The sequence below is a fragment of the Psychromonas sp. KJ10-5 genome (genome assembly GCF_055808325.1).
Genome location: NZ_CM147864.1, coordinates 2,265,557 through 2,290,675, shown reverse-complemented (window position 1 = coordinate 2,290,675; position 25,119 = coordinate 2,265,557). Strand labels below are relative to the sequence as shown.

24 protein-coding genes are annotated in these 25,119 nt (G+C 38.4%); 12 read left to right on the top strand and 12 right to left on the bottom strand.

From position 1 onward, the window contains the following. The first annotated feature begins 40 nt into the window (after positions 1 to 40). The gene (yfbV, locus tag AC0L3W_RS10135; protein ID WP_290041176.1) at positions 41 to 490 is read left to right on the top strand and encodes a terminus macrodomain insulation protein YfbV; all 450 of its coding nucleotides are present in this window, start codon (positions 41 to 43) and stop codon (positions 488 to 490) included. Here yfbV and rlmA read toward each other — a convergent pair. From rlmA to pflB, 3 genes are all read right to left on the bottom strand, one after another. Beyond that, positions 487 to 1,302, bottom strand: a complete 816-nt coding sequence (rlmA, locus tag AC0L3W_RS10130) for a 23S rRNA (guanine(745)-N(1))-methyltransferase (protein ID WP_409438972.1) — start codon at positions 1,300 to 1,302, stop codon at positions 487 to 489. The genes yfbV and rlmA overlap by 4 nt on opposite strands. A gap of 103 nt (positions 1,303 to 1,405) precedes the next feature. Beyond that, positions 1,406 to 2,146: a pyruvate formate lyase 1-activating protein gene (pflA, locus tag AC0L3W_RS10125; RefSeq protein WP_290041171.1), complete on the bottom strand. Its 741-nt coding sequence runs from the start codon at positions 2,144 to 2,146 to the stop codon at positions 1,406 to 1,408. A 183-nt stretch (positions 2,147 to 2,329) separates the two neighbouring features. Further along, positions 2,330 to 4,615: a formate C-acetyltransferase gene (gene pflB / locus AC0L3W_RS10120; RefSeq protein WP_290041169.1), complete on the bottom strand. Its 2,286-nt coding sequence runs from the start codon at positions 4,613 to 4,615 to the stop codon at positions 2,330 to 2,332. 475 nt (positions 4,616 to 5,090) lie between these two features. Between pflB and AC0L3W_RS10115 the strand changes: the two genes are divergently transcribed. Beyond that, complete coding sequence (locus tag AC0L3W_RS10115; protein WP_409438973.1) at positions 5,091 to 5,594, top strand: glycine cleavage system transcriptional repressor; 504 nt, start codon at positions 5,091 to 5,093, stop codon at positions 5,592 to 5,594. Between the two features lie 108 nt (positions 5,595 to 5,702). Here AC0L3W_RS10115 and AC0L3W_RS10110 read toward each other — a convergent pair whose 3' ends face one another. Both AC0L3W_RS10110 and fldB read right to left on the bottom strand, forming a co-directional pair. Beyond that, positions 5,703 to 7,223 (bottom strand): DUF3360 family protein, encoded by a 1,521-nt coding sequence (locus AC0L3W_RS10110; protein WP_409438974.1) that lies wholly within the window; start codon positions 7,221 to 7,223, stop codon positions 5,703 to 5,705. Between the two features lie 441 nt (positions 7,224 to 7,664). Then, positions 7,665 to 8,183 (bottom strand): flavodoxin FldB, encoded by a 519-nt coding sequence (gene fldB / locus AC0L3W_RS10105; protein WP_290041163.1) that lies wholly within the window; start codon positions 8,181 to 8,183, stop codon positions 7,665 to 7,667. Between the two features lie 57 nt (positions 8,184 to 8,240). On the opposite strand from fldB, the gene xerD reads away from it, so the two are divergent. The 3 genes from xerD (at position 8,241) to recJ (ending at position 11,814) form a co-directional block, all read left to right on the top strand. Next, a complete protein-coding gene (xerD, locus tag AC0L3W_RS10100; protein ID WP_409438975.1) occupies positions 8,241 to 9,137 on the top strand; it encodes a site-specific tyrosine recombinase XerD in 897 nt (298 codons plus the stop codon). Between the two features lie 131 nt (positions 9,138 to 9,268). Next, positions 9,269 to 10,024, top strand: a complete 756-nt coding sequence (gene dsbC, locus AC0L3W_RS10095) for a bifunctional protein-disulfide isomerase/oxidoreductase DsbC (RefSeq protein ID WP_290041160.1) — start codon at positions 9,269 to 9,271, stop codon at positions 10,022 to 10,024. A 56-nt stretch (positions 10,025 to 10,080) separates the two neighbouring features. After that, the gene (gene recJ, locus AC0L3W_RS10090; RefSeq protein ID WP_409438976.1) at positions 10,081 to 11,814 is read left to right on the top strand and encodes a single-stranded-DNA-specific exonuclease RecJ; all 1,734 of its coding nucleotides are present in this window, start codon (positions 10,081 to 10,083) and stop codon (positions 11,812 to 11,814) included. A gap of 50 nt (positions 11,815 to 11,864) precedes the next feature. Here the strand turns inward: recJ and trmL are convergent, their stop codons facing one another. Next, positions 11,865 to 12,329 (bottom strand): tRNA (uridine(34)/cytosine(34)/5-carboxymethylaminomethyluridine(34)-2'-O)-methyltransferase TrmL, encoded by a 465-nt coding sequence (trmL, locus tag AC0L3W_RS10085; protein WP_409438977.1) that lies wholly within the window; start codon positions 12,327 to 12,329, stop codon positions 11,865 to 11,867. 345 nt (positions 12,330 to 12,674) lie between these two features. Between trmL and AC0L3W_RS10080 the strand changes: the two genes are divergently transcribed. Next, the gene (locus AC0L3W_RS10080; RefSeq protein WP_290041155.1) at positions 12,675 to 13,610 is read left to right on the top strand and encodes a cation diffusion facilitator family transporter; all 936 of its coding nucleotides are present in this window, start codon (positions 12,675 to 12,677) and stop codon (positions 13,608 to 13,610) included. A 27-nt stretch (positions 13,611 to 13,637) separates the two neighbouring features. Beyond that, entirely contained in the window at positions 13,638 to 14,417 is a 780-nt protein-coding gene (gene cysE, locus AC0L3W_RS10075) for a serine O-acetyltransferase (protein ID WP_290041154.1), read from the top strand. Between the two features lie 19 nt (positions 14,418 to 14,436). On the opposite strand, the gene AC0L3W_RS10070 is transcribed toward cysE, so the two are convergent. Then, positions 14,437 to 14,670, bottom strand: a complete 234-nt coding sequence (locus AC0L3W_RS10070) for a DUF1653 domain-containing protein (RefSeq protein ID WP_290041153.1) — start codon at positions 14,668 to 14,670, stop codon at positions 14,437 to 14,439. A gap of 172 nt (positions 14,671 to 14,842) precedes the next feature. Here AC0L3W_RS10070 and AC0L3W_RS10065 point away from each other — a divergent pair, with 172 nt between their 5' ends. Further along, positions 14,843 to 15,076, top strand: a complete 234-nt coding sequence (locus tag AC0L3W_RS10065; RefSeq protein WP_290041151.1) for a cell division protein ZapB — start codon at positions 14,843 to 14,845, stop codon at positions 15,074 to 15,076. 107 nt (positions 15,077 to 15,183) lie between these two features. Here AC0L3W_RS10065 and rraA read toward each other — a convergent pair whose 3' ends face one another. The 3 genes from rraA to pyrB form a co-directional block, all read right to left on the bottom strand. After that, the gene (gene rraA, locus AC0L3W_RS10060; protein WP_290041149.1) at positions 15,184 to 15,699 is read right to left on the bottom strand and encodes a ribonuclease E activity regulator RraA; all 516 of its coding nucleotides are present in this window, start codon (positions 15,697 to 15,699) and stop codon (positions 15,184 to 15,186) included. Between the two features lie 306 nt (positions 15,700 to 16,005). Continuing rightward, positions 16,006 to 16,461: an aspartate carbamoyltransferase regulatory subunit gene (gene pyrI, locus AC0L3W_RS10055; RefSeq protein WP_290041148.1), complete on the bottom strand. Its 456-nt coding sequence runs from the start codon at positions 16,459 to 16,461 to the stop codon at positions 16,006 to 16,008. A gap of 9 nt (positions 16,462 to 16,470) precedes the next feature. Next, on the bottom strand, positions 16,471 to 17,406 hold the full coding sequence (gene pyrB, locus AC0L3W_RS10050; protein WP_409438978.1) for an aspartate carbamoyltransferase: 936 nt from the start codon (positions 17,404 to 17,406) through the stop codon (positions 16,471 to 16,473). 170 nt (positions 17,407 to 17,576) lie between these two features. Between pyrB and dacB the strand changes: the two genes are divergently transcribed. Next, complete coding sequence (dacB, locus tag AC0L3W_RS10045) at positions 17,577 to 19,055, top strand: D-alanyl-D-alanine carboxypeptidase/D-alanyl-D-alanine endopeptidase (RefSeq protein ID WP_409438979.1); 1,479 nt, start codon at positions 17,577 to 17,579, stop codon at positions 19,053 to 19,055. Positions 19,056 to 19,135: 80 nt separating this feature from the next. On the opposite strand, the gene AC0L3W_RS10040 is transcribed toward dacB, so the two are convergent. Further along, entirely contained in the window at positions 19,136 to 20,671 is a 1,536-nt protein-coding gene (locus AC0L3W_RS10040) for a hypothetical protein (RefSeq protein WP_409438980.1), read from the bottom strand. 152 nt (positions 20,672 to 20,823) lie between these two features. Further along, a complete protein-coding gene (srmB, locus tag AC0L3W_RS10035) occupies positions 20,824 to 22,185 on the bottom strand; it encodes an ATP-dependent RNA helicase SrmB (protein WP_409438981.1) in 1,362 nt (453 codons plus the stop codon). A 212-nt stretch (positions 22,186 to 22,397) separates the two neighbouring features. Between srmB and cobT the strand changes: the two genes are divergently transcribed. From cobT to AC0L3W_RS10020, 3 genes are read left to right on the top strand one after another with little or no spacing between them, the layout of a single operon-like run. After that, the gene (gene cobT / locus AC0L3W_RS10030; RefSeq protein ID WP_290041143.1) at positions 22,398 to 23,453 is read left to right on the top strand and encodes a nicotinate-nucleotide--dimethylbenzimidazole phosphoribosyltransferase; all 1,056 of its coding nucleotides are present in this window, start codon (positions 22,398 to 22,400) and stop codon (positions 23,451 to 23,453) included. Positions 23,454 to 23,512: 59 nt separating this feature from the next. Continuing rightward, entirely contained in the window at positions 23,513 to 24,274 is a 762-nt protein-coding gene (cobS, locus tag AC0L3W_RS10025) for an adenosylcobinamide-GDP ribazoletransferase (RefSeq protein ID WP_409438982.1), read from the top strand. Between the two features lie 13 nt (positions 24,275 to 24,287). Beyond that, positions 24,288 to 24,944, top strand: a complete 657-nt coding sequence (locus tag AC0L3W_RS10020; protein ID WP_409438983.1) for a histidine phosphatase family protein — start codon at positions 24,288 to 24,290, stop codon at positions 24,942 to 24,944. The last annotated feature ends 175 nt before the right edge of the window (positions 24,945 to 25,119 follow it).

Genomic DNA, 25,119 nt, shown 5'->3' with positions numbered 1-25,119 from the left:
TTATGGGATAAAGGTCTAATCTTTTTTAAGGAGAGTTGCATTGTTTATATTTTTTGATTTAGTAAAAAAAGGTGATCAATATTTAAAGACTTGGCCTAAACAAAGTTGCCTATATTCATTATTTATTGATAGTAAAATGGTTTGTTATACGCAGCTATTGATTAAAATATTTCCTATTTTTATCGTCTTTGTTGCCTCACTTTATATCCTGTTGCCTACTTATTTTTCTTGGCCGAGTACCGCTACTTTTATCCTGTTTTTGATTGGTTTACCTATTCATTGTTTATTATGGTTAGGTAAAAGATCACAGCAAACCCTTTCACCATCACTGTTTGCTTGGTATGTGGAAATTATTGAAGTTGTTAATGGTAAACAATCTGGTCAACAGGTAATGGTCGATAAGCCTCGATTTATTGACCTAGCAAAGTTACTTAATAGAGGCTTTAAAAAAGGTGGCGATAATTTTCTCTACAATAATGAATTAATTTAATCTTTTTGAAATATTTCAATATTGAAGTCGCATTCAATTTGCCATTTTGATTGATTTAGTAGTTTATCTAATTTCTCTTTTGTGAACTTCCAAGCAAAGGGAGTCATGTTAATCAGGTCTTTTAATTGCTGTGAACTTTCAATTTCTAGTGTGTAATTTAAGCCTATTTTCTCTATTTTGCTAAAACCATTAACCGCTTCATTGTCTTCAGCATGTGCATTTATTTGTTCATAAATGACTTCTCTTAGTTGATATAAGTGACGTGGCGCAGGTGTTACTGTAATTAAATAACAGTTTTTCTTGATTAATCTCTGAAGTTCTTCAGCTTTTGAAGGCGCATAGATACGGATCATTAAGTCTAGTGTGTCATCTGCTAGTGGAATCTGGTAAGCACTAGCGACACAGAAATCGATACTTTTATAGCGTTTTGCTGCATAACGTACTGCTACTTTAGAAATATCTACACCACATAGGTCATAGTTTGGCAATTTTTCTTTGATGATATTGGTGTAATAACCTTCCCCACAACCGAGATCTAAAATACGTGCTTGCTCGTTACCCGCCAAATAATGCTTACTGACCTCTGCGACTTTATTGGCTAAAGGTAAGTAACCATCAGTATTAAGAAATGCACGTCTTGCTATCATCATCTCTTGATTATCACCGGGGTTCTTAGAGCTTTTAGACTGCACGGGCAGTAGATTTAAATAACCTTCTTTCGCAATATCAAAGTGATGGTTATTTTCACAAACTTGTGTGTTGTTGGTTCGTGTAAAGGGGGTTTGGCAAAGCGGGCAAATAAAAGAGGTCATAATGTTACTGCTCAATCAAAAAAGCTAAGCTTAACATAAAGGCAGTACAAACTGCCTTAACAAGTGAGATAAAAGTAGGAGATGGATATGGGTGAGTATTTTGTTAAAAAATAACGCTCGGATGATATTCTAATAAGACTTGTTGTACCGCTGTCATGACCTCTTTGGTTGGAGGGTGAACTCCTTCTAGTGGATATATTTCACCCATCTCAATCCATTTATGTCGACCTAATTCGTGATAAGGCAACATTTCAATCTTCTCTATATTTTTCATTGGTTGAATGAATTTACCTAATGCATGTGCATCCTCTAGGCTATCGGTTATACCCGGTACAACGACATAACGTAAATACACCGCTTGATTATGGTCAGCCAAATACTGAGCAAACTCTAAGGTGTATTTATTACTCACATGAGTGAGGTCGATATGCTTTTTGTTATCCATCTGTTTTATATCTAACAGTACCAGGTCGGTACTGTCTAAGATTTTTTTGGTTCTATCATCAATTTTACGTACAAATCCATTAGTGTCTAAACAAGTGTGAATGCCTTCTAAACGGCAAGCTTCAAACATAGCTTGTACAAATTCAGGTTGTAACATGGCTTCGCCACCGGAAATAGTGATCCCTCCGCCTGATGCATTCATAAAGTGGCGATACTGTAATAGTTCTTTCATGAGTTCGTCGACAGTCATCTCTTTGCCGCCTTCGGTATCCCAAGTGTCGCGATTATGACAATACTGGCAACGCATTAGGCAACCTTGTAAAAAAATGATAAAGCGAATGCCTGGCCCGTCAACGGTGCCACAGGTTTCAATTGAATGTACTCGACCAGTCACTGGCATAAAGTTACCTCTAAAATAAATTATTTAATTGTGCTCTTAATATTGCTCATACTTATTCAATTTGATGGAAAAGAACAGTTAAATAATATTTGGTTAATGGTAAAAATAAAGGTTTCACCCGTTAAGATGAAACCTTTGAAAGGTTAGCCCGTTATCTTACTCTCTACAAATACAAATTGAGAGTTACAGGCTAGCAGTAAAGGTACGTGTAATAACGTCCTGTTTTTGCTCTGCAGTTAATGAATTAAAGCGTACTGCGTAACCAGAAACACGAATCGTTAACTGTGGATATTTATCAGGGTTTTCCATCGCATCTAGTAGCATGTCACGGTTCATTACATTTACATTTAAATGTTGGCCACCTTCAATGTCTGGTGTGTGTTTAAAGTAACCATCCATTAAACCTGCTAGGTTTGATTTTTGTGAATCATCGGTTTTACCCAGTGCGTTTGGTACGATAGAGAATGTGTAAGAGATACCATCCTGTGCGTAAGCAAACGGTAGTTTAGAAACTGATGTTAATGAGGCAACTGCACCTTTTTCATCACGTCCGTGCATTGGGTTTGCACCTGGTGCAAATGGCATACCTGCGCGACGACCGTCTGGTGTGTTACCTGTTTTCTTACCGTATACAACATTAGAAGTAATAGTAAGGATTGATTGTGTTGCACGTGCATTGCGGTACATTGGACGTGATTTGATTTTCTTCATGAAAGTTTCAACTAATTCACATGCAATATCATCAACACGTGGATCATTGTTACCAAATTTAGGGTAATCACCTTCAATTTCAAAGTCAGTTGCAATACCATCTTCGTCACGAATAGGTTTAACTTTTGCGTATTTAATAGCTGCTAATGAATCGGCTGCAATTGAAAGCCCTGCAATACCACAAGCCATTGTACGAGAAACATCACGGTCATGAAGTGCCATTAATGCTGCTTCATAGCTGTATTTGTCGTGCATGTAGTGAATACAGTTAAGTGCTGTCACGTATTGCTCTGCTAACCAGTCCATGAAGTGATCAAGGTTTGAGTAAACTTCATTGTAATCTAATACCTCAGAAGTGATCGCTGGCAATGTTTTAGGACCCACTTGCATTTTAGATTTTTCATCAACGCCGCCGTTAATTGCGTACAGAAGTGTTTTTGCTAAGTTGGCACGTGCACCAAAGAATTGCATCTGTTTACCAACAATCATTGGAGATACACAACAAGCAATTGCATAATCATCGTTATCGAAGTCAGTACGCATTAAGTCATCATTTTCATACTGGATAGATGAAGTATCGATAGATACTTTTGCACAGTATTTTTTGAAGTTAATTGGTAAATCTTCAGACCATAAAACAGTAATGTTTGGCTCTGGAGAAGGACCCATAGTGTATTGAGTATGTAAAAAACGGAAGCAGTTTTTAGTCACTAATGTACGACCATCAACACCCATACCACCGATTGATTCAGTTGCCCAAATTGGGTCACCAGAGAATAGGTCATCGTACTCAGGCGTACGTAAGAAACGAACCATACGTAGTTTCATTACTAAGTGGTCAATTAATTCTTGTGCATCTGTTTCTGTGATTAGACCTGCTTTAAGATCTTTTTCGATGTAGATATCTAAGAATGAAGCAGTACGGCCAAATGACATTGCTGCGCCATTTTGTGATTTAATTGCCGCTAGGTAACCAAAATAAGTCCACTGAATTGCTTCTTTGGCACTAGTCGCTGGACCTGAAATATCGGAACCATATTTAGCAGCCATTACTTTCATTTGGTCAAGTGCACGGTATTGCTCAAAAATCTCTTCACGCAGTTTCATGGTGTCTTCTAATGAAGTCCCAGCGATCAGTTCTGCTTCTAAGCTTTTATGCTGTGCTGCTTTTTCTGCCATTAGGAAGTCGATGCCGTATAAAGCAACACGACGGTAATCACCAATGATACGACCACGACCGTAGGCATCAGGTAAACCTGTTAACACACCTGATTTACGACATTTAAGAATATCGCCAGTGTAAACATCAAATACACCTTGGTTATGCGTTTTACGGTATTCAGAGTAGATAGTACGAATACCGTCATCTAGTTCTTTACCGTACACTTTACAAGATCCATCGATCATACGAATACCGCCGTTCGGGATAAGCGCACGTTTTAATGGTTTTTCAGTTTGTAGGCCCACGATTGTTTCTAGGTCTTTGTTAATGTAGCCAGCGTCATGTGCGGTAATAGTAGAAACAACATCCGTATCGAAATCAACAGGCGCATGCGTTGCATTTTCCTGTTTAATGCCCACCATTACATTTTCCCAAAGCTCATCTGTTGCTTTAGTCGCATCTGCTAGAAAACTTTCATCACCTTCAAATGGTGTGTAGTTTTGTTGGATAAAATCGCGCACGTTGACTTCAGTTTTCCATGTTTCGCCTGCAAAACCTTCCCATGCTGATTCAAATGCTTCGTTTAATTTAGTCATAAAGCTTTACCTTTACCGTTAGTGATTAAAAAAATAGTTAGAATTTGTTTGTCCTAGGGCAATGCAAATGATGGTAAATAACAGAACAATAAGTGGCTTCAACATCAGCGTAATATAAGAGTCAGATAAAAAATGCTGGCATGCTTGGTCAGCAGTTGCGCTGTATTGGTTGGTCATTTGATAAGCTAGAAGCTTGTTTGTTCTGTTGTCTATTTGCATCTTAGAAGTTACCCCGTGATGGATTAGTTACTAGTTTAGCAAAGGCTGATTTTCAAAAATTGATTCACATCAACTTGTACGTAGACTTGTAATAAAATTACAGTTTTCTTTTACATCGTGTTTATTAATAACGATTAAAGCCCTTCAGCATTAACAATATTGTGTTTTTTATGTTTGAGGTCAGAGAAGTGGGGAATTGAACCAGTGATAATAGTGAAAACTTGTTGTTTAAATAAAACTAAAGGAGCTAATTCATATGAACAATCAAATACTATTGACGATCACAGGTCAGTATCAATTTAATTTAGTGAATATTTTATCGGAAAAAACACATGCTTTAGAAGGTAAGTGGTTAAACAGTAAAATCAACCATATCGACAACATGATGGCTGGATTAATTAAAGTCGAACTTGATCAGCTGTACCTTGAAATACTGATCAATGAAATTAAGCAGTTAGGCTTGAATGTCAGCTGGGAAGTGATTCCTTTAGTGGAACCGCAGCAAGTTAAGCACTTTTCAGTGACTATTGATGCAAAAGATAGATTAGGGTTAGTAAGGGATATTTCATCTGTTTTAAATGACTATGAGCTACAAGTGCAAAATATGGAATGTAATCGTATTGGTGTACCAGGCATTGGTGAAACAGTGTTTACCAGTCACTTTCAAATTTCAACTGCACAGCACTTTGAGCAGCATGAGTTACTCATATCATTACAACAAATTTCACCGGACTTGGTTGTTGATATTAAGGCATCCTAGGTTAACGCTGTGTAAGTGGTTTAGGTTAATCTGCATTTTTATTGAGTGAAATTGGGGTATAAAAAAGGCGCTATGAACAGCGCCTTTTCTGTGTGTAGTTAATAAGCTTTATAATAAAGCAGGTAAACCATATTGTTTTTCAAACATACCTACAGCGACCATAGCAATAAAGCACACGATTAATACCGAGCCTGGAATAATCACCTTATCTAAAAATGATAAACGTTTAGCACGCTCTTTATCACCAATTAAACCGTTATTATCAAGTAACATGGTTAAAGCCCAAGCTAAGACAGGATTAAATACCGCAGCAGTAAAGATACAAATACCCGCAGCTTGAGAGTCTTTAGTATTTTTAATCATCTGCATACCTGCTTCTAGTAGCGGTAGGAAAACACCCACCAATAACGCGATACGCATTACTGGAGGCCAAACTGCAATATCCATTGGGAAGCCCAAGAATGCAATTAGCATCACCAAGCTACCTAGGATAATAGAGCCAGCTGGAATAGGGCGTTTAGCAATGGCCGCTGGAATCATATAAGTCCCCCATGAAGAGGTGATATTACCACCACCCACTGCAGTACCCACCATTTGACGAACTGAACACATGGTCATCGTATCATCGACATCCATTAATACTTCTTCAGTGTCTTTTGGGTAGTTCAACTCTTGAAATATACGGTGCCCTAAAAAGTCCGGAGACCACATCGCCACGGCTAAAATAGCAAAAGGTAAAGAGGCGATAAAGTGCTCTAGATTAGGTAAACCTAACATCCAACCTTCAGTCGTACTTCCCCACCAATAAACAGGGTTTAAATTAGGCAATCCCATTTCTGTTTCAAAGGTTAAGTCGAATCCTGCACCAAAAGCTAGGGCAATAAGTAGGCCTGTGATGGCACAAGCTGGGATAGCTAGCCAACGTTTGTTTATTTTGGCTAGAATGGCATATAAAACAATATTGGCAGCGAGTACGACTAGCCCAATGTAACCCATACTGCCTGTAGCCACATCTGCCGATGCTAAACCTTTAGCCCAGTCTTGAATTTGACCTATTTGACTGAATGCACCAGTAAAGCCTAAAAAGACTAATAATCCACCGGCAACGCCTTCACTGGTGAGGTTCACTAGTTTAGATCCGCCTTTAAAGTAACTTAGTAATAAGCCAAAAATACCTAGCAATATAGCTAATGCTAGCGGGTGTGCTCCAGCAAGTGCAATAGCTCCTATTAGCGGAATCATTGGTCCATGGTTACCTGCTAAATTTGCTTTAGGGTTTACAAAACCAGAGGCAACAATACAGAAGAGAAAGGCTGGTATTAACATCTCTACACGAGCGACTTCAATAGCGAAGTCTTTTCCTAGGGTGATATGTGCCCATTGCTCTGTTAGGCCATCTGCCCATGACATCATTACTGCTGAGTACATAGCAATGATACCAATAGTGCCTGCTACTGCTGGTACGAGATCTTCCCATTCAAAATTGAAGTCTCGCCCCGGTAGGTTTAATCGATAACGACGTGGTTTCATGATTTGTAATTCATGATTTAGATAATCTGCTCTTGAGGCAAACTCGCTGGCTGGCTTGTGCAGATCTTTATAGCTCTTGGTTTTGTTGTTTTTTGGCATTGAGGAGGTACTCCTTTACTCTGGTTAAATTTAAACTTTTTCGGTAGTGCTCGTCACTAGAATTAGGTTAAATAATGTTCATAAATTTTATATTTGTAGCTTAACCAAAGTGGGATAGAGGTGATTGATCTGGATCAGGAGAGTTACGATATTGAAATTTAATTACATAAAAATAAGATAACAATGATAATAAGGTCAGATAAGTGTAAAAATATGTAGCGCGGATAGCTTCTATTCAATGATGGAAACTGATTATGCAATATTAATTTTCTTAGAAATAGGGTTTTATAAGTTTTTGAAAAATAAGGTTTAAACTATGCAGTATTATATGGAGTGAAGGTTAACAGCGCTGTTATGCAGTTATATAGCTGCAATGTATCACGCTGTTACTTGATCGTTTTCAGTTTGTATTTCTATTACAGAATGACTTGAATAGGTATTTTATAATAATTCTTGTATCTCTTCTAAGATCTGCAAACACCACTCACTAATACGTTGGTCGCTTAGTTCGTATTGTGTATCTTCATCTAAGGCTAAACCAACAAAGTATTGGCCATCCTCTGTGAGTGCTTTAGAAGCATCAAACTGATAGCCTTCAACGGGCCAGTAACCAATAAACCTAGGTTGTTGTGGTAATAATTTATCATGTAGCATACCTACTGCATCTACAAACCATTCGCTATAACCATCTTGATCGCCTAAACCAAAAATAGCGACAATTTTCCCATTGACAGTTAAGCCGTCGATTTGATCCCATAACTTACCCCAATCTTCTTGAAGTTCGCCAAAATCCCACGTAGAAATGCCTAAAATGAGAATATCGTAATCATTTACCTTGCTTAATCCCTCATCTTTTATGTTAAATAGGTCCACTAATGATTCGCCTAGCTCTGCTTGAATTTTTTCTGCAGCGATTTCTGTGTAACAAGTGCTAGAGCCATAAAATAAACCGATTTTCATATGCGACCTTTTGAAGAAAAATAAAAGAGGCGCTAATTTACCGTTAAGGCAGTAGGAATGGAAGTATTAAGCATCGAACAATTTTTAGATTCACTGTGGTTAGAGCGTGGATTATCTAAAAATACGCTGGATTCGTATCGTCATGATCTCTCTTTAGTTGAATTATACCTCGCTAAACACAATGCCACATTAAGTGATGCAACAGCACGTCAACTCAGTGATTACTTTGAGAATAGGTTAAAAGGGGAGATAGATTATAAAAGCACCTCTACAGCACGTTTGATGAGTGCTGTTCGTCGTTATTACCAGTATTTATGTCGTGAAAAAATACGCGAAGATGATCCAAGTGCTAAGTTAGAAAGCCCTAAAATCGTGAAACCTTTACCCAAATCATTATCGGAATCTGAAGTGGATGCATTACTTGCAGCACCAGAATTGGGGGATCCGATTCAATTCAGAGATAAGGCGATGTTAGAGGTGTTATACGCAACGGGCTTACGTGTCACAGAGTTAGTCGGTTTAACCATGGAAGAGATTAACCTAAAACAGGGCGTGATCCGAATTACTGGTAAAGGCAACAAAACCCGATTAGTGCCATTGGGAGAAGAGTCAGTATATTGGTTAGAGTGTTATATCGAAGAGATGCGCTCAGTGTTATTGTCCGGCCAGAGTAGCGACGTGTTGTTTCCAAGCCGTCGTGGTACACAAATGGTAAGGCAAACCTTTTGGCATCGTATTAAACATTATGCGCAATTAGCAGGCATAGACAAAGAAGCCTTATCACCACATGTATTACGCCATGCTTTTGCAACACATCTGTTGAACTATGGTGCTGATTTGCGTGTTGTACAAATGCTGTTAGGCCATAGTGATTTATCGACAACGCAAATCTATACACATATTGCAAAAGATAGGTTAAAACTATTACATGAAGAACATCACCCTCGTGCTTAATTAATGGTGTTCTTATACTAAAGTCGCACAGAGGTGATTTATCACAGAGGCTAATATGAGATATAAAGGCATTCACATTAGTTATTAAGATAGGCATAATCAATCGTCTTTAATTTAATTTTTCAGGGGTCATGATGTCCATATTGAACGTTAAAAAAACGGTAGGTGCATTAGTTGCTGGGATGCTACTTAGCACCAATAGCTTTGCGGCTATTTCACCAGAAGTGAACGAACTACTTACTAAAAAGTTACAATCATTAAAAGTAGAAGTGGACTCTATCGATGAGTCGCCTGTTAAAGGGTTATATGAAATTGTTAGCCAAGGTGCTATCTATTACATTAGTGAAGACGGTCAGTTTTTATTAAATGGCGATATCTATGATTTAGATAATGGCATGAATAACTTAACTAGCGCTAAAGTTGATGAAGTGCGTAAAGCAAATAGTGCAGAACACTTTGCAAAAATCAAAGACTTTGAAAAAGATATGATCATTTACAAAGCTGATGATGAAAAACATGTCATTACTGTTTTCTCTGATACTAGTTGCGCTTACTGTCAGAAATTGCATTCACAAATGCAAGAGTATAATGACCTAGGCATTACAGTGCGTTATTTAGCTTTCCCACGTGGTGGCGTTAACTCAAATGCTTATCATACTATGGTATCAGTATGGTGTTCAGAGGATCGTAAAGGTGCAATGGATGACGCTAAAAAACGTCGTAACATTGAGCCTGTGACTTGTGATAACACAGTGAAAGAACAATATGATCTAGGCGTCGCATTAGGTATCACAGGAACACCAACTATCTTCCTAGAAGATGGTACGGCTATGCCGGGTTACTTACCACCAGAACGTTTACTGCAAGTATTAGAGCAAAAAAAATAGACTAGTACATCAGCTATTTGTAAACTGCATTGATAATTCCTTATCGTGCAGTTTTTATGTCTCTAGAAATTAATAAAACACAAGTTCAACAACGCCCGCTTCAATGTGACGATAGCATATTGTCATTATCTTGCTCACCTCTATTAACCAAGCTTTATGCAAGTCGTGGTATTACCGATAATACTGAATTAGATAACAGCACTAAAACCTTGATTCATGCCAACCAATTAAAGGGGATGAGTGACGCGTGTAACTTGTTATACGAGGCTTATGTAGCACAACAAAAAATTATTATTGTTGGGGATTTTGATGCCGATGGTGCAACTAGTACTGCATTAAGTGTCTTGTCATTGCGAGCGTTGGGCTTTCAACAGGTGGATTATCTTGTACCTAATCGCTTTGATTACGGCTATGGTTTAAGCCCTGAAATTGTTGATTTAGCAGTGCAGCAGGGCGCTGAACTGCTAATGACAGTAGATAATGGGATTTCTAGTATTAGTGGTGTTGCGCATGCTAACAAGCTTGGCATTAAGGTATTGGTTACCGATCACCACTTACCTGGGGAAGAAACCCCAATTGCCGATGCCATTGTTAACCCAAACCAAGTTGGCTGTGACTTTCCTAGTAAAAACTTAGCCGGGGTTGGTGTGGCATTTTATGTAATGTTAGCACTGCGCTCGCTAATGCAAGAAAAAGGCTGTTTTACACAATACCCTGCGCCTAATTTGGCAAATTTCTTAGACATAGTCGCGTTAGGCACTGTGGCTGATGTCGTGAAATTAGATGCTAATAACCGTACGTTAGTACATCAAGGTTTAGCGCGTATCAGAGCTGGATATTGCCGTCCTGGCATTAGCGCATTAATTCAAGTTGCAAAACGCAACCAACAACAGCTGGTGGCAACAGATTTAGGTTTCTCATTAGGTCCAAGGTTAAATGCGGCAGGGCGTTTGGATGAGATGAGCCATGGTGTGGAACTGTTATTATGCGATGACCCATTGCATGCAAATACCTTAGCGACAGAGTTGGATGGTTTAAATGTGTCTCGCCGTGAGATAGAGCAAAGTATGCAGCAGGAAGCACTCGCTAATTTGCAAAAGCTGTCCATTGATCAAGATAACTTACCGTTAGCCTTATGTTTATTTGAAGCTGATTGGCATCAAGGTGTCATTGGGCTAGTCGCATCACGCATTAAAGAAAGGTATTACCGCCCAACCTTTGCTTTTGCCCGCGCTAACGACGGTGAAATTAAAGGCTCTGCCCGCTCTATTCCTGGCGTACATATTCGCGATATGTTGGATGTGGTTGATAAAACGATTCCAGGCGTGATTTTAAAGTTTGGTGGGCATGCGATGGCGGCAGGGCTGAGCTTATTGGAGACAGACTTTACGCTGTTTAATGACACCTTAAATAAAGTATTAGCAGAACAAGTGGAGGAGCACCTATTACAAAATGTTATTTTATCTGACGGGCAATTAACGCCGGATCAATTAGATTTATGTATTGCGCAAGAGCTACGTGACGCGGGGCCTTGGGGGCAAGGTTTCCCTGCGCCTGTATTTGATGGTGTATTCGAATTAAAACAACAACGTATCGTTGGCCAAAAACATCTTAAAATGATGTTAGAGCACCAAGGAAAGTTAATTGATGCCATTGCCTTTAATATCGATCCAGAAGTTTGGCCTAATCTTTCGGTGAAAAAAGTGTTCTGTGTATATAGTCTAGATGTGAATGAATTTAGAGGGCAAAGAACCGCACAGTTATTAGTACAGCTGTTAGAGCCGAGATAGTAAGTGAGTGAAAGGTAAGTGCTTACTTACCTTGTTTGGTTTAGGTTAGTTTAAACTGCCCCTGGGAAGTCTAGTTGACGCCATGCTTCATAGACAAATACAGATACTGCATTAGATAAGTTCATTGAGCGGCTATCTGCGCGCATTGGGATACGCAATTTTTGTTGTAGTGGTAATGCATCTAATATGCTCGCAGGCAAACCCCGAGTTTCTGGACCAAATAACAATACATCACCATCTTGAAAGTTGGCATTATGGTGGTACGTCGTGGTTTTAGTGGTACAAGCTAGTAAACGCTTACCTTCAACAGCTTGTAAGAAGGTATCGTAATCTTTGTGGATATGAACATTGGTCATTTCATGGTAATCAAGTCCAGCACGTCTTACTTTTTTCTCATCTAAATCAAAACCAAGTGGTTCAATTAAATGCAATACACAGCCTGTATTAGCGCACAGGCGGATAATATTTCCGGTATTTGGTGGAATCTCAGGTTCGTATAATGCAACTTCAATCATCTGTTTACTCTTGTTTTGGTCAGTTTAAATGCGGCAAGGGCTTATTTTATGGGTGTTTTAGGGAAAATAAAAGTAATGAAACATTAATGTCATTACGAACTGCTATTTAACAATCAAAACAAATCTATTAACAATTACATTTATGTTTTATAAATTGTATTTAATTGATTGATTAGTAACAAAATAAATAGGAGATATACTATTACTCGTTAAAATACTTGATTGCCAATGAAGTGATGGAATTCACAGCAATATAGTTTAGTGCTGTACATTATTAGTGGTGTTTTGTATCTGAAATGATAATGGGTATAATACTCGCCCGATAGTTTTCAAAGTGGTAATACCGTGACTCAATCATCGCACTCACAACAGTATGCTTACCTAATTAACCGAGCTGGCCATGCAGCAATTATAGCTGCCTCATTGTTAATTATTGTAAAATTAATTGCTTGGTTTATGACTGGTTCATCAAGTATTTTAGCTGCGTTAACCGATTCTTTAATGGATGTAACAACCTCGGTTATTAATTTATTTGCGATCAAAATTGCCTTACAACCTGCTGACAAAGAACATCGTTTTGGCCACGGTAAAGCTGAAAGTTTAGCGGGATTAGCTCAAGCAGCTTTCATTTCAGGTTCTTCTATCTTTTTAATGATCAATGGTGTTTCTGCTTTAGTTAACAATCAGCCGATTCATGCAAGTAATGTCGGCATTTCAGTCATGGTCTTTTCGTTACTTGTTACCTTAGCATTAGTTTTATTTCAAAGTTACGTGGTACGAAAAACCAATAGCATGGCGATCAAAGCTGATGCCTTACATTATCGTACCGATATCATGCTGAATGGCTCTGTGTTATTGGCGATTATCTTAGCCAGCTATGGTTGGCATTGGGCTGATGGTGTATTTGCAATTGGTGTTAGCCTATTTATATTGTATGGCGCGTGGGAAATTGGTATTCAATCTATTGATGCATTAATGGATAAACAACTTCCTCAAGAAGACCAAGAGTTAATTATTAAACGCGCATACAGTGTTAAAGGGGTGCGTGGTGTACATGATTTAAGAACGCGTTATTCAGGTTATATTAAATTCATACAGTTACATTTAGAGTTAGATGATGAGCAAACGCTATTTGATGCGCATCAGAAAGCGGATGATCTTGAGTTAATCTTAGAAACTGATTTCCCTGGGGCTGATATTTTAATTCACCTTGACCCTATTTCAGTGGTGCCAGAAAGAAACTCCATTGATCACATACAAGCTGACTCATCAACAAAATAACGATACAGAATAGTTTAAGGATAAAAAATGCAATGTAACGTAAAGAACCTCTGGGAAAAGATCAGACAAGAGGCTTGGGATAGTTCAGCAAGTGAACCTATTTTGGCGAGTTTTTTCCATTCTACTATTTTGAATCATAAAGATTTAGCCTCTGCGTTGAGTTATCAATTAGCTAATCGTCTAGACAGCCGCACTATGCCAGGCATCCTAGTAAGAGAAGTAATCGACGATGCTTTTTCTAGTGATCCAACTCTGATTGAAAGTGCAATGGCAGATATCTTAGCTGTGCAAGACCGAGACCCTGCTGTAGAAGAGTATTCGATTCCACTGTTGTACTTAAAAGGTTTTCATGCGATCCAGATTCACCGTGTTGCGCATTGGTTATGGCAACAAAAGCGTATTGCTTTAGCTTTTTATTTGCAAAACCGCAGTTCAGTGATTTTTGGTGTTGATGTGCATCCTGCCGCAACGATTGGCAAAGGGATCATGTTTGACCATGCAACAGGTGTAGTAGTGGGTGAAACTGCTGTGATAGAAGATAACGTCTCTCTTCTACAAGGAGTGACACTTGGCGGTACAGGTAAAGAGAGTGGTGATCGCCATCCTAAAATCCGTCAAGGAGTGATGATCGGTGCTGGTGCAAAAGTACTTGGCAATATTGAGATTGGTATGGGGGCTAAAATTGGCGCGGGTAGTGTAGTGTTAGAAGCCGTACCTGCACACACTACAGTTGCTGGTGTCCCTGCCAAAGTAGTGGGCAGACCGTCTTGCGATATGCCTTCCCTGTCTATGGAGCAGAACTTGTGACAGGGTAAATGGCAGTGGTCTATTTAATCTTATCGGTATCTTCAACTAATGCAAAGCGAGGTTGGCTTTTACCATCTATGAGTACATTTTCCACAAACATAGTTAACGGCCTAACCCATAATCGCCCTTCACCGTATAAAGGGCGATATATTACCATCTCTTCATCGGTTTCACTGTGAATGGCAATATCTTCAACTTGGTAAAAATTACCTTTGTAATGCTGGTATTTACCCATGGTTAATTTTGCTGACATTTTTCCTCTCAAATAATTCCAAATTGCAGCGATAAGCTTAACATAATGAGACTTTAAAGACGATTTGCATCTTTTTTTCATTAAAATTAAAACAAAGGTTGAATAAGCGCCGTGGAATGCTTATTCTCGTTGAATTCCAGTTAACCATTTACTTTGTATTAAGGGTCTTTAAATGACATTCGAGCTATTAGAAAAATTAGAAAACAAAATTAACCAAGCTGTAGAGACTATTGCATTGCTGCAAATGGAAATTGAAGAGCTTAAAGAAGATAAAGCGAGCCTAGCAGGTAAAGCTGAACAACTACAATCAGATAACGACCGTTTAAACAATGAGCATCAGCAATGGCAAGATCGTCTAAGCGCACTAGTTGGAAAAATTGATCAAGCAGAGACTAACGTAGATTAATAATCGATGTTTTAGATACTGTAAATAAAAAAACCAACGATAATGTTGGTTTTTTTATGCCTGTCTTTTTGTCGTTATACCAATTATATACTTGGTATTATTAACCGCTAGAAAACATCGTCTTCGTCGGCATCTTCTTCGTCTAATACTAATGGTTCAGGAGAAATAACAATTCCTGTGCTATCAGCATATAAGAAGTCTTCTGGTAAGAAAGTAACACCTGCAAAGTTGACCGGTGAATTTATTTCACCAATTTCATCGTCATCTGCACCTACAGGCATCGCCGTAATTGCTTGAATACCAATATCCATCTCTTCTAGCGAGTCCACTTCGCGTACACAACCATTGACAACAATACCTTCCCAATCGTTTTCTACGGCAAGCTCTGCAATGTGTGAATTGATTAAAGCACGACGTAAAGAGCCACCACCATCAATTAATAACACTTTACCTGCACCATTTTCTTCTAATACCTTGTAGATTAGTCCCACTGATTCAAAACACTTTACGGTGACGACTTCCCCCGCAAAAGAGTTACGTCCACCAAAATTGGTTAATAGCGGTTCAGCTACATCAATTGTATCGGCGTAGATATCACATAAAACAGAAGTATTGTATTGCATATAAATGCTCACTTTTAATGATGAAGTTTGTAATCAGTATAAACGTAACGCACTCTAATTCAATATTATTCTCGGATATTTGTTGAATATTTTTTAACCAGATCTAACTAACATCAGTTCGGGTTAACGGAAGCGAAACATTATATAAAATCAGATAGTTAGATCATTTATTAGGCCGTACCGCTAATTGTACGTCGTTCAAGGCAAATTATTGGAGCAACAACTGGTTATTGATAAATAATTTAACGTAGAAATCTGTATAAATAGCGGTGGTGACTCACTTTTCTTATCTAGTATTGAGGTTAATTAATCTAATTCATCAAAAGTCGCGCGATTAAAAGACTTTTCACAGTAATGACATTTAAGTTTCAAAGTCTTTTTCTGTTTGACATAAAAACGGCTTTGAACAGGTTCATTATGGCTAATGCAGTTACTATTAGGGCAGGATAAAACATCAATAAATGAACTTGGTAATTGTACTTTAAACTTATTAACCACTTTAAAATCTTTAATTTGATTAATCGTTGCATTAGGTGCGAATAAAGCTAATTGGTTGGCCTGTTTGTCATTAAAGAAGGTGTTTTCAATTTTGATTAAATCTTTGCTTTCACCGCTTTTTGTTGCCAAATTAAGACCAATGGTGATCTTTTCATTGGTCTGAGTAAATTTAAAGAACTTCAGTATTTTCACACCTTGGTGTGCAGGAATATGATCAATTACTGAACCTTGCTCGATAGCTTCTACTTGTAATTTCTTTTGCATGATCAACTCCTAAGGCTTTGCTTGAAAGTGGTTAGTTAATAATAAAGCGAGCAATGCTTGGCGAGCGAATACACCATTTTGTGCTTGTTGAAAATAATAGGCGTAAGGTGTGTTATCCACATCCTGATTAATTTCATCAATACGCGGTAATGGGTGCAATACTTTAAGATTGTCTTTTACATTTTTCAACATGCCTGCATTCAATAAAAAGGCTGATTTCATGTGCTGATATTCAGTTTCATCAAAGCGCTCTTTTTGTACGCGCGTCATATACAGTACATCCAATTCATCAACGACTTCTTCAATGCTGGTATGTAAAGAGAAGCTAATATCTCGTTCAGTTAGTTCCTCAATAATGTAGTCAGGCATTGCCAAAGCTTCAGGTGAAATAAAGTAAAAGTTACAGTTAAACAGTGACAAAGCTTGTGCTAAAGAATGCACAGTTCGGCCATATTTTAGGTCACCTACAAAAGCGATATTAAGGTTATCTAATCTTGCTTGTGTTTCATAAATGGTGAATAGGTCTAATAAGGTTTGTGTTGGGTGTTGGTTTGACCCATCACCACCATTAATCACAGGCACAGAGGTAAATTCAGAGGCTAAGCGCGCAGCACCTTCTTGCGGGTGGCGCATAAAGAAAGCATCAGCGTAAGATGAGATTACTTTCACCGAATCCGCTAGGGTTTCGCCTTTTTGTGCCAGTGAGGTATTACCGCCACTGTCAAAGCCGATCACACTACCACCCAAACGTTGTACCGCGGTTTCAAAAGACAAACGAGTACGTGTTGATGCTTCAAAAAAACAGCTGGCAATCACTTTGTTATTTAATAGCGTCGGTTGGGGGGTTTGTTTTAAAGAGTGGGCAGTTTCTAATATTAATTCTAAATCGGAACGAGATAGATCAGCGATGGAGATGATATTTTTCTGGTACAGCGGATTATTCATTTTTTTACACTCATATTGTCTGGCCAAGTTCTGGGATAAGTGAAGCAGATAACGCGCAAAATTATATCACTATCAATTGCTTTTGTTGTTATTAATCCTTTAAATTTTCATCGCATGGTGTTGGGATAAAGGTTATCCTCAAAATTGATTTCTCGTTTAAGTGGTTTTATATGTTAAAAGTGTGTTGGTTTTTTATTAGTAGTATTTTAAGTGTCAGTGTTTTAAGTAGTCCTGTTTTAGCGCAACAATGGCAGCAACTACAATCTCTCTTACCCAAGGGGACTCAAGTCTCTTATCTGGTGTTAGACCCCCATAGCAAGAAAACGATCGCAAGTTTTCAAGAAGAAACGTTAAAAACACCGGCCAGTGTTCAAAAGTTATTAACGGCGACCACGGCTAAATTATATTTAGGTGACGATTTTCGTTACCAAACCGCTATTCAAGGTGATAAAAAAGCATTAAAAGCGGGTATCTATAAAGGTGATTTAAGTTTGCACTTTAGCGGTGACCCGACGTTAACTCGTCAGCATATTAAGCAATTATTGCAGGGGCTAAAGCGTGCTGGTGTGAATAAAATTGAAGGCGATTTTTTATTAGATAATAGTGCATTTAACGGTTATCAATGGAGTAATGGGCAGGCTTGGAATGATTTAGGCGTATGTTATACCTCTCCAACAAGTGCCATTATCGTTAATCGTAATTGTGTGCAAGGAAATTTAAGCGTACCTGCGGAGCAAGCTGAAAAGGCGAGGTTATTTGTTCCTGATTATGAGCCTGTTGATATCACCGCAGATGTTGATGTAGTGACCAAAGAACAGCGTGATACACTATTTTGTGATTTAGAACTAACTCGTGATAGCCATAATAAATACCATCTATGGGGCTGTATGGTACCGCGTAAACGAGCGTTCCCATTAGCCTTCGCGGTTAACGACCCAAATACCTATGCGCAAAAAATAGTTGAGGCGGAAATAAAGCAAGTTGGTATCAATTTGATCGGAGACGTAAAAGTAGCGACATTAGATTATCAAAAGACTGTCGCTTCCTCTTCTGTTTTAGCATCACATCTTTCTCCGAGTTTATCTGCGTTATTAAAGCAGATGATGAAAGATTCAGATAATCTGATTGCGGATAGTTTATTTAAAACCGTTGGCGCACATTATTTCCAACAAGCGGGTAATTTCCGTAATGGTACTAAAGCGATGAAAGCGATCTTAAAAGAGCAGGGAATCGACTTAGAAAACGCTTATATTGCTGATGGTTCAGGGTTATCTCGTCATAACTTAATGAGTGCTGAATTATTTATGTCGGTAATGAAGTTTGTGTACCAGCAAGAAGCTAAATTAGGTTTGCTGGATAGTTTATCCGTTGCAGGAGTGGATGGAACATTAAGGTACCATAAAGGCGTTAATGCGAAAGCCTTAAAGGGTAAAGTCATTGCTAAAACAGGCTCATTAAAAGGTGTCGCGAACTTAGTTGGCATTGTAAAAAGCCCAACTGGTGACAAATTGTTTGTATTGATGATTAATGGTTATAACCAAGAAAATAGTGTTACTCGAGCGGTTATACCTAGGGTTGAAAAAGCGTCAGTTTATCTCTTTGAAAAAGCTTTCTTTAAACACATTTATGAAGGTACAACACCTAAATAGCGAAGCAATTAAAAAGGGGAACTATCCGATAAGATAATTCCCCTTGTTACTGTGACTTACTGCTATGGCTTAATGAGCCGTTATTTAATAGAAAACCAAGTGGTCGGCCTACCTTGAGCAAACAACAATACGCCAGTTGATTGTAATGGTGCATCAATAGCTTTTGCATCACTGACCTTAAGCGGGTAACTCAAGCCATCTGATTCTAACTGTAGCCATTGATTATTCTTTTTAACTAGCAAGTCTTGCCAAGAAAAGTGCTGTGTTTGTGCTACTTCAATAGGTGCTTGAATACGCGATACGCGACTTGAGAACACTAAGCCCTTATCTTTTTGTTCAAAGACTAACATTTCACAGCCGTTACTTGAGCACCAGTCTAATAGAACGATAGCTTCTTCTTTACCATCGCCATTCAGGTCAAATCGGACTGAGTTAAAGCGTGTGTTTTTAGGATCTGTTCTGTGTATTTTGAAGTATTTGCGTACTGCTTTTTGTACTTCTACATCAATTTGATTTGGTGCATCAAGTTGTTGTGGAGAAAGTTGACGTGTTACTTGGATGGTTTCACTGTCTATATCACCGTGTTTTGCATTCATTTTGTCAAAGGAAATTGGATGTTTTAGTGGCGTTAACACATTATTATTATTGATTTCAGTGCAAATTAAACTGAGCCCTTCACGTTTAAACACCAGCTCTTCACGAATATTTTTATCGCCTTCTTTAGTTAACATAACCACTACTGAATCAGGGGTGTTACTTTTCCAAAAACCCGTTTTAATATTTTGCTCTGATAACTCACCTTGCTGGAATACAACGGTATGATTGTCATTTAACGATAGGTTAATCTCTTGTTGCTGTATAGCTTGGCTGAGGTACTCACCAGTGTAGGATTGGTCATTATCCAATTCGCCTAGTTCACCGCAACCAAAGAATTGACCATCTACGCTCTCCACCTTAGTGGTGTAACCCCAATACTCTTTATGGTCCGACAAGTAACATTGCCCTGGTTCAATTTTTAGGGTGAGTCGCTGATCATTGTCATCGGTGGCATGCAGAACATGTTGTCTATCAGTCTCTATTTGTGAGTTAGTAATAGTATAAGATTGGTTACTGGTTTTAGCTGCAAAGTAGAGCTGGTTTTCATGGATGTTAATACGCCAATAGGGCATGTCACCAGTCGCTTTAAAACTAAAACTATCAACGGCTTTAGCACATTGAAGTGAGGATTTAGCTAATGCCATGTGATGCACCTTATCGATACGTGTAACAACTGATGAACTTGATTTTTTATCTGTGAAGCTAATTTCACCAGCGAACTCTATATAAACCGGTTCTGATTGACTGTTACCTATCTGCTGATAGATTTCAGCTAAAGGCTCTTCTGTTTGTATCGGATACTGCTCTGGATCGTTACAAGGTGTGAAATAAGCTTGGTTATTTTTATAGCTGAGTTGCCCCCTGAAGCTAGTACCTAATATATGAGAAAAGGGTGTTGCTTGAGGAAGTGTTGAAAACACACTTGCTGTTTCTGTATTGATTTCAGGTGGAGTGGAAGCACAGGCTGATAATAGGGTGATTAATGACGTTGAAATTAACAGTGGATAAGATAGACGCATAATTGACCTTTAGACAGTTTCAGCTGAAAAATAAAAACCTTTATTATAATTACTATAACAGTCTGAAAATAATTGTCTGTAAGCTCAGATAGTTAACTTCTCAATTCTAAGAGAAGTTAACTGTTTTGACAAACATTGCTTAATAAAGTTAATTATTTATCAACATTTTCCTCTTGCTTTTTGTTTTTACCTGCCCAGTTTGGTTTACCTTTGGCTTTAATTGCACGGTGGCGCTGTTTACCCATATCTTGTTTTTTCTTTTGACGCTTCTCTTTTTGTAGGCGTTTTACTTCTTCTTCGCGTGCTTTGCCTTTTTTAGTTAAAGGTTTTTTAGTTTTACGTAAACTTGTTTTAGCTTCTTTGTGCGCAGGACGTAAACCTTTAATCACACGGCGTTTTAAGATTTGATCGGTATAACGTTCCACTTTAGCTAAGATATCAATATCATGCGCTTCTATAATTGAAATCGCTGTACCTTTTTTACCACCTCGTGCTGTACGGCCAATGCGGTGTACATAAACATCAGCACTACGCGGCATATCATAGTTAATAACATGGGTAATGTCTGGTACATCAATACCGCGAGCAGCAACGTCGGTAGCAATTAATATGTTGGTTGTGCCTTCTTTGAACTGACGTAATGATAAGTTACGTTTTTCTTGATCCATTTCACCACGTAGGTAGTTACAACGGATATTCAGTTCAGCAAGTTGCGCTACTAACTGAGCAAGACGATCACGTGTTTTTACAAACACAATCATCTTATGAACTTGTTCATGCTCAGGTTCTTGCTCCAGGATTGCAGCTAATAATTTTAATTTATGCTCTGGGTTATCAGCTAAATGTACATATTGTAAAATTTTGCCGCTTTCTCTACGTGTTACTTCTGCATCTAATTTAACTGGATCTTTTAATACGTCACGTGCAAATTCGCGTAACCCTTTGCCTTCTAAAGTTGCTGAGAAAAGGGCTGTCATTTTACGCCAGCGAGCTTCACCTGCAATGCGATCCATCTCTGCGATGAATCCCATGTCTAACATGCGGTCTGCTTCATCTAATACAAGGCATTCTACTTCGCGACAGTCAAAGGCTTCAGCATCAATGTATTCCATTAAACGGCCTGGGGTTGCGATCACAATATCAACAGTGCCCATAATGGTATCTTCTTGCTCTTGATAAGAGATACCACCAATAATATTACCAACAACCAGTTTAGTACCTTCTACTAGCTGTTCAGCGACTTCACTGATTTGTACAGCAAGCTCTCGTGTTGGGGTTAATACTAAAATACGTGCAGAGCCACCTTTACGACGAGGATAATCAATTAAGCGTTGTACCGCAGGTAACAAGAAAGCCAAGGTTTTACCTGTACCTGTTGGCGCGCTGGCCATGATATCTCGTTCATCCATTGCGGGTGGGATCACTAGGTTTTGAATACTTGTAGGGCGTGTGTGGCCCATTTTAGCAACGGCGTTTAATAAATGCTGATCAAGATCAAGCGATGCAAATGACATGAGATTTTCCAATACAATAAAACAAAAAGCACATTATAAAGCAAAGATTGTGTTTAGGGGGGGAATTGTCTACTAATTAACGCATTTATTCTTAGGAAATGCTTGGATTGCGATAAAATTGATTTACCATAAGATAAAATCTTGTATTTACCTCATATAATGCAATAAACGTGTATTCTGTCAGTTCATTGATTTAAGTGTAAGGAAGTTGTGTGTTTAATATTGTTGCCCCGCTAGATAAAGTTACTTCAGAGTTTGTTGATGCTTTACAAGAAAAAATCGACCTTAAAACTAAACCGCAAGGTAGTTTAGGCTTATTGGAGTCTGTGGCGTTTAAAGTGGGTTTATTACAACAAACATTAACGCCTGTTTTTAATCATCCAAGTGTGGTGATTTTTGCCGCGGATCACGGTGTTGCGGAAGAGGGCGTGAGTTTATTCCCACAAGTCGTCACAGAGCAGATGGTATTAAACTTCTTGAATGGCGGCGCTGCCATTAATTGCTTTTCTAAACAGCATAATATTGATTTAAAGATAGTTAATGCCGGTGTAAAGGCTAACTTCGACCATCTTCAAGCCGAGAACTTTATTAATCAACCTATCGCCCTAGGCACACAAAACTTTGCACAGAGTGCTGCCATGACAGAACAACAATGTGAAGCTGCAATTGCACAAGGTGCAGAAGTCGTTTTACAACAGCATAAAGCAGGCTGTAATGTGATTGGATTTGGTGAAATGGGCATTGCTAATACCACTTCTGCTGCTGCCATTATGTCGGCGCTATTATCTTTATCGGGTCAACAATGTGCAGGTAAAGGAACAGGTATTACTGACCAAACTGTATTATTAAAAGCGCGGGTTATTGACCAAGCAATACAAAAGCATCAATTACATGATGCGGATGCAATGACGGTGTTACAAAAGGTGGGCGGATTAGAAATCGCCATGATGGTCGGCGCGATGTTAAAAGCTGCTGAATTATCAATGTTAGTATTGGTAGATGGGTTTATCGCTTCAAGCGCGGCATTAGTCGCCAGCGAGATCAATGATAACTTTTTACAATATACACAATTTTGCCATCAATCTGATGAACAAGCACATCAGTTGCTATTAAATAATATGCAAGCAACACCATTATTAAATTTAGGAATGCGTCTGGGTGAAGGCTCTGGCGTAGCCGTTGCGTATCCATTGTTAGTGTCAGGGTTAACCTTTTTAAATGAGATGGCTTCTTTTAATGATGCCGGTGTTTCCGATAGTAGCCAGTAAGTACCCATCTAAATTCAATGCGAGAAATAAGGCTTAAATATAAAATGCGGCAGCTAATCATGAAACAATGGACGTTATGCTGTTATGCATTGTCCTTTTTCTCGCGTGTACCTGTTCCTGCATCAACGGACTTTAAAGCTTACCCTTTCCACCTTGGTAATATTTACTTTCCTTTTGTTGGTTTGTTATATGCACTTGTGTGCATTTTAGTTTATGTGTTTGCTAACTTGTTTTTTAATGAAAGTATCAGTGTATTGCTGATGTTAATGGCTGGCTTGCTATTTACTGGTGCTTTACATGAAGATGGCTTAGCCGACAGCGTCGATGGCTTTGGTGGTGGTTATCACAAAGAGCAACGCCTAGCGATTATGAAGGATAGTCAAATTGGTGCTTACGGTGTGATCGCCTTGGTCATGCTAATCGCATTAAAGTTACTCTCTTTTACACAGTTAGCGGAAATAGGTAGTTGCACTTTATTTATTACCCTTATTGTTGCATCTGTTTTAAGCCGAGCGAGTACCTTGCTATTAATGCAATACAGCCAATATGCGAGACAGGAGCAAAGTAGTAAATCCATACAATCGTCACAATCTTTACCTCGACACTACTTTTTTAACGCAATAGCTTTAAGTTTATTAGTGTTGTTATTACTGCCAATCACTGCTGCTGTGCTTGTTTTGTCATTGTTAATTGCCAATACCTTTTTTTGGCAGCGTTATTTTAATAACAGCATTGATGGTTACACCGGAGATTGTTTAGGTTTGTTACAGCAATTGAATGAACTATTAATCTTGCTCGCTTGTATTGCAGCCTTAAGTTAAGTATTGGTGATATATGTCAGACTCTAACAAGCATTTTCCCATTGCGCATAACATTTACTTAGTGCGTCATGGCGCTGTGAATTTAGACTCTGATATTTGTTACGGGCAGTTAGATTGTGAGTTGACAGAAAGCTATGCTCAAGACCTCCAATCTTTAACAAATTACGTTCAAGCTCGATGTCCAGCAAGTGAGCATATGCAAATTATCAGTAGCCCTTTAACTCGCTGTCTAAAATTAGCGAAGGGATTACAACAAGCTGTTCAACCAGTTTCTACTTCCTTAAAAACGAATACTGCTTTTCAAGAGATTAACTTTGGGGATTGGGAAGGTAAAACATGGCAATCGATTGGAAAACAAGCCATCGATGATTGGAGTGCTGATCTGCTCGATTATCAATTTTTTAAGGGAGAAAGTGCAAGGCAGTTTGATCAACGTGTGGTGACTGCTTGGCATCAACTGAATGAATCCTTATCTACAGCGAAACAAACTCAGAATATTATATTGATAACCCATGCTGGCGTTATTCGTTCTATTCTTAGTCACTTCTTAAAAATACCTTTAGACCATGCGTTAACCTTAAAAATTGATAAATTAAGCGTATCGATCTTACGTGTTGTGCCACAACAAAATCAATTATCGCAATGCACGGCTATTAATCATATTTTATGACATTAACCACGAGTTTATTGATCTACACTATCTTTTCTTCGTTTGTTAAGGGCTAGTATCTTCAGTACTTGCTTAAATTATTGCTCAGAAATTTGAAATAATAAGCCTTATCTCTTTGATTAAATTTATTATTTTTGGATCTTTTAAGTTTTATTGCATTCGGCTTCAAAGTTTT

Coding starts and splice junctions, on each gene's coding strand:
- AC0L3W_RS10040 (WP_409438980.1), bottom strand. CDS start 20,671: ATGCGTCTATCTTATCCACTGTTAATTTCAACGTCATTAATCACCCTA.
- rraA (WP_290041149.1), bottom strand. CDS start 15,699: ATGCAATACAATACTTCTGTTTTATGTGATATCTACGCCGATACAATT.
- AC0L3W_RS10020 (WP_409438983.1), top strand. CDS start 24,288: ATGTCAGACTCTAACAAGCATTTTCCCATTGCGCATAACATTTACTTA.
- AC0L3W_RS10070 (WP_290041153.1), bottom strand. CDS start 14,670: ATGTCAGCAAAATTAACCATGGGTAAATACCAGCATTACAAAGGTAAT.
- srmB (WP_409438981.1), bottom strand. CDS start 22,185: ATGTCATTTGCATCGCTTGATCTTGATCAGCATTTATTAAACGCCGTT.
- xerD (WP_409438975.1), top strand. CDS start 8,241: ATGGAAGTATTAAGCATCGAACAATTTTTAGATTCACTGTGGTTAGAG.
- pyrB (WP_409438978.1), bottom strand. CDS start 17,406: ATGAATAATCCGCTGTACCAGAAAAATATCATCTCCATCGCTGATCTA.
- AC0L3W_RS10115 (WP_409438973.1), top strand. CDS start 5,091: ATGAACAATCAAATACTATTGACGATCACAGGTCAGTATCAATTTAAT.
- pyrI (WP_290041148.1), bottom strand. CDS start 16,461: ATGCAAAAGAAATTACAAGTAGAAGCTATCGAGCAAGGTTCAGTAATT.
- trmL (WP_409438977.1), bottom strand. CDS start 12,329: ATGATTGAAGTTGCATTATACGAACCTGAGATTCCACCAAATACCGGA.
- dacB (WP_409438979.1), top strand. CDS start 17,577: ATGTTAAAAGTGTGTTGGTTTTTTATTAGTAGTATTTTAAGTGTCAGT.
- cobS (WP_409438982.1), top strand. CDS start 23,513: ATGAAACAATGGACGTTATGCTGTTATGCATTGTCCTTTTTCTCGCGT.
- AC0L3W_RS10110 (WP_409438974.1), bottom strand. CDS start 7,223: ATGCCAAAAAACAACAAAACCAAGAGCTATAAAGATCTGCACAAGCCA.
- dsbC (WP_290041160.1), top strand. CDS start 9,269: ATGATGTCCATATTGAACGTTAAAAAAACGGTAGGTGCATTAGTTGCT.
- pflA (WP_290041171.1), bottom strand. CDS start 2,146: ATGCCAGTGACTGGTCGAGTACATTCAATTGAAACCTGTGGCACCGTT.
- pflB (WP_290041169.1), bottom strand. CDS start 4,615: ATGACTAAATTAAACGAAGCATTTGAATCAGCATGGGAAGGTTTTGCA.
- fldB (WP_290041163.1), bottom strand. CDS start 8,183: ATGAAAATCGGTTTATTTTATGGCTCTAGCACTTGTTACACAGAAATC.
- AC0L3W_RS10065 (WP_290041151.1), top strand. CDS start 14,843: ATGACATTCGAGCTATTAGAAAAATTAGAAAACAAAATTAACCAAGCT.
- recJ (WP_409438976.1), top strand. CDS start 10,081: ATGTCTCTAGAAATTAATAAAACACAAGTTCAACAACGCCCGCTTCAA.
- rlmA (WP_409438972.1), bottom strand. CDS start 1,302: ATGACCTCTTTTATTTGCCCGCTTTGCCAAACCCCCTTTACACGAACC.
- cysE (WP_290041154.1), top strand. CDS start 13,638: ATGCAATGTAACGTAAAGAACCTCTGGGAAAAGATCAGACAAGAGGCT.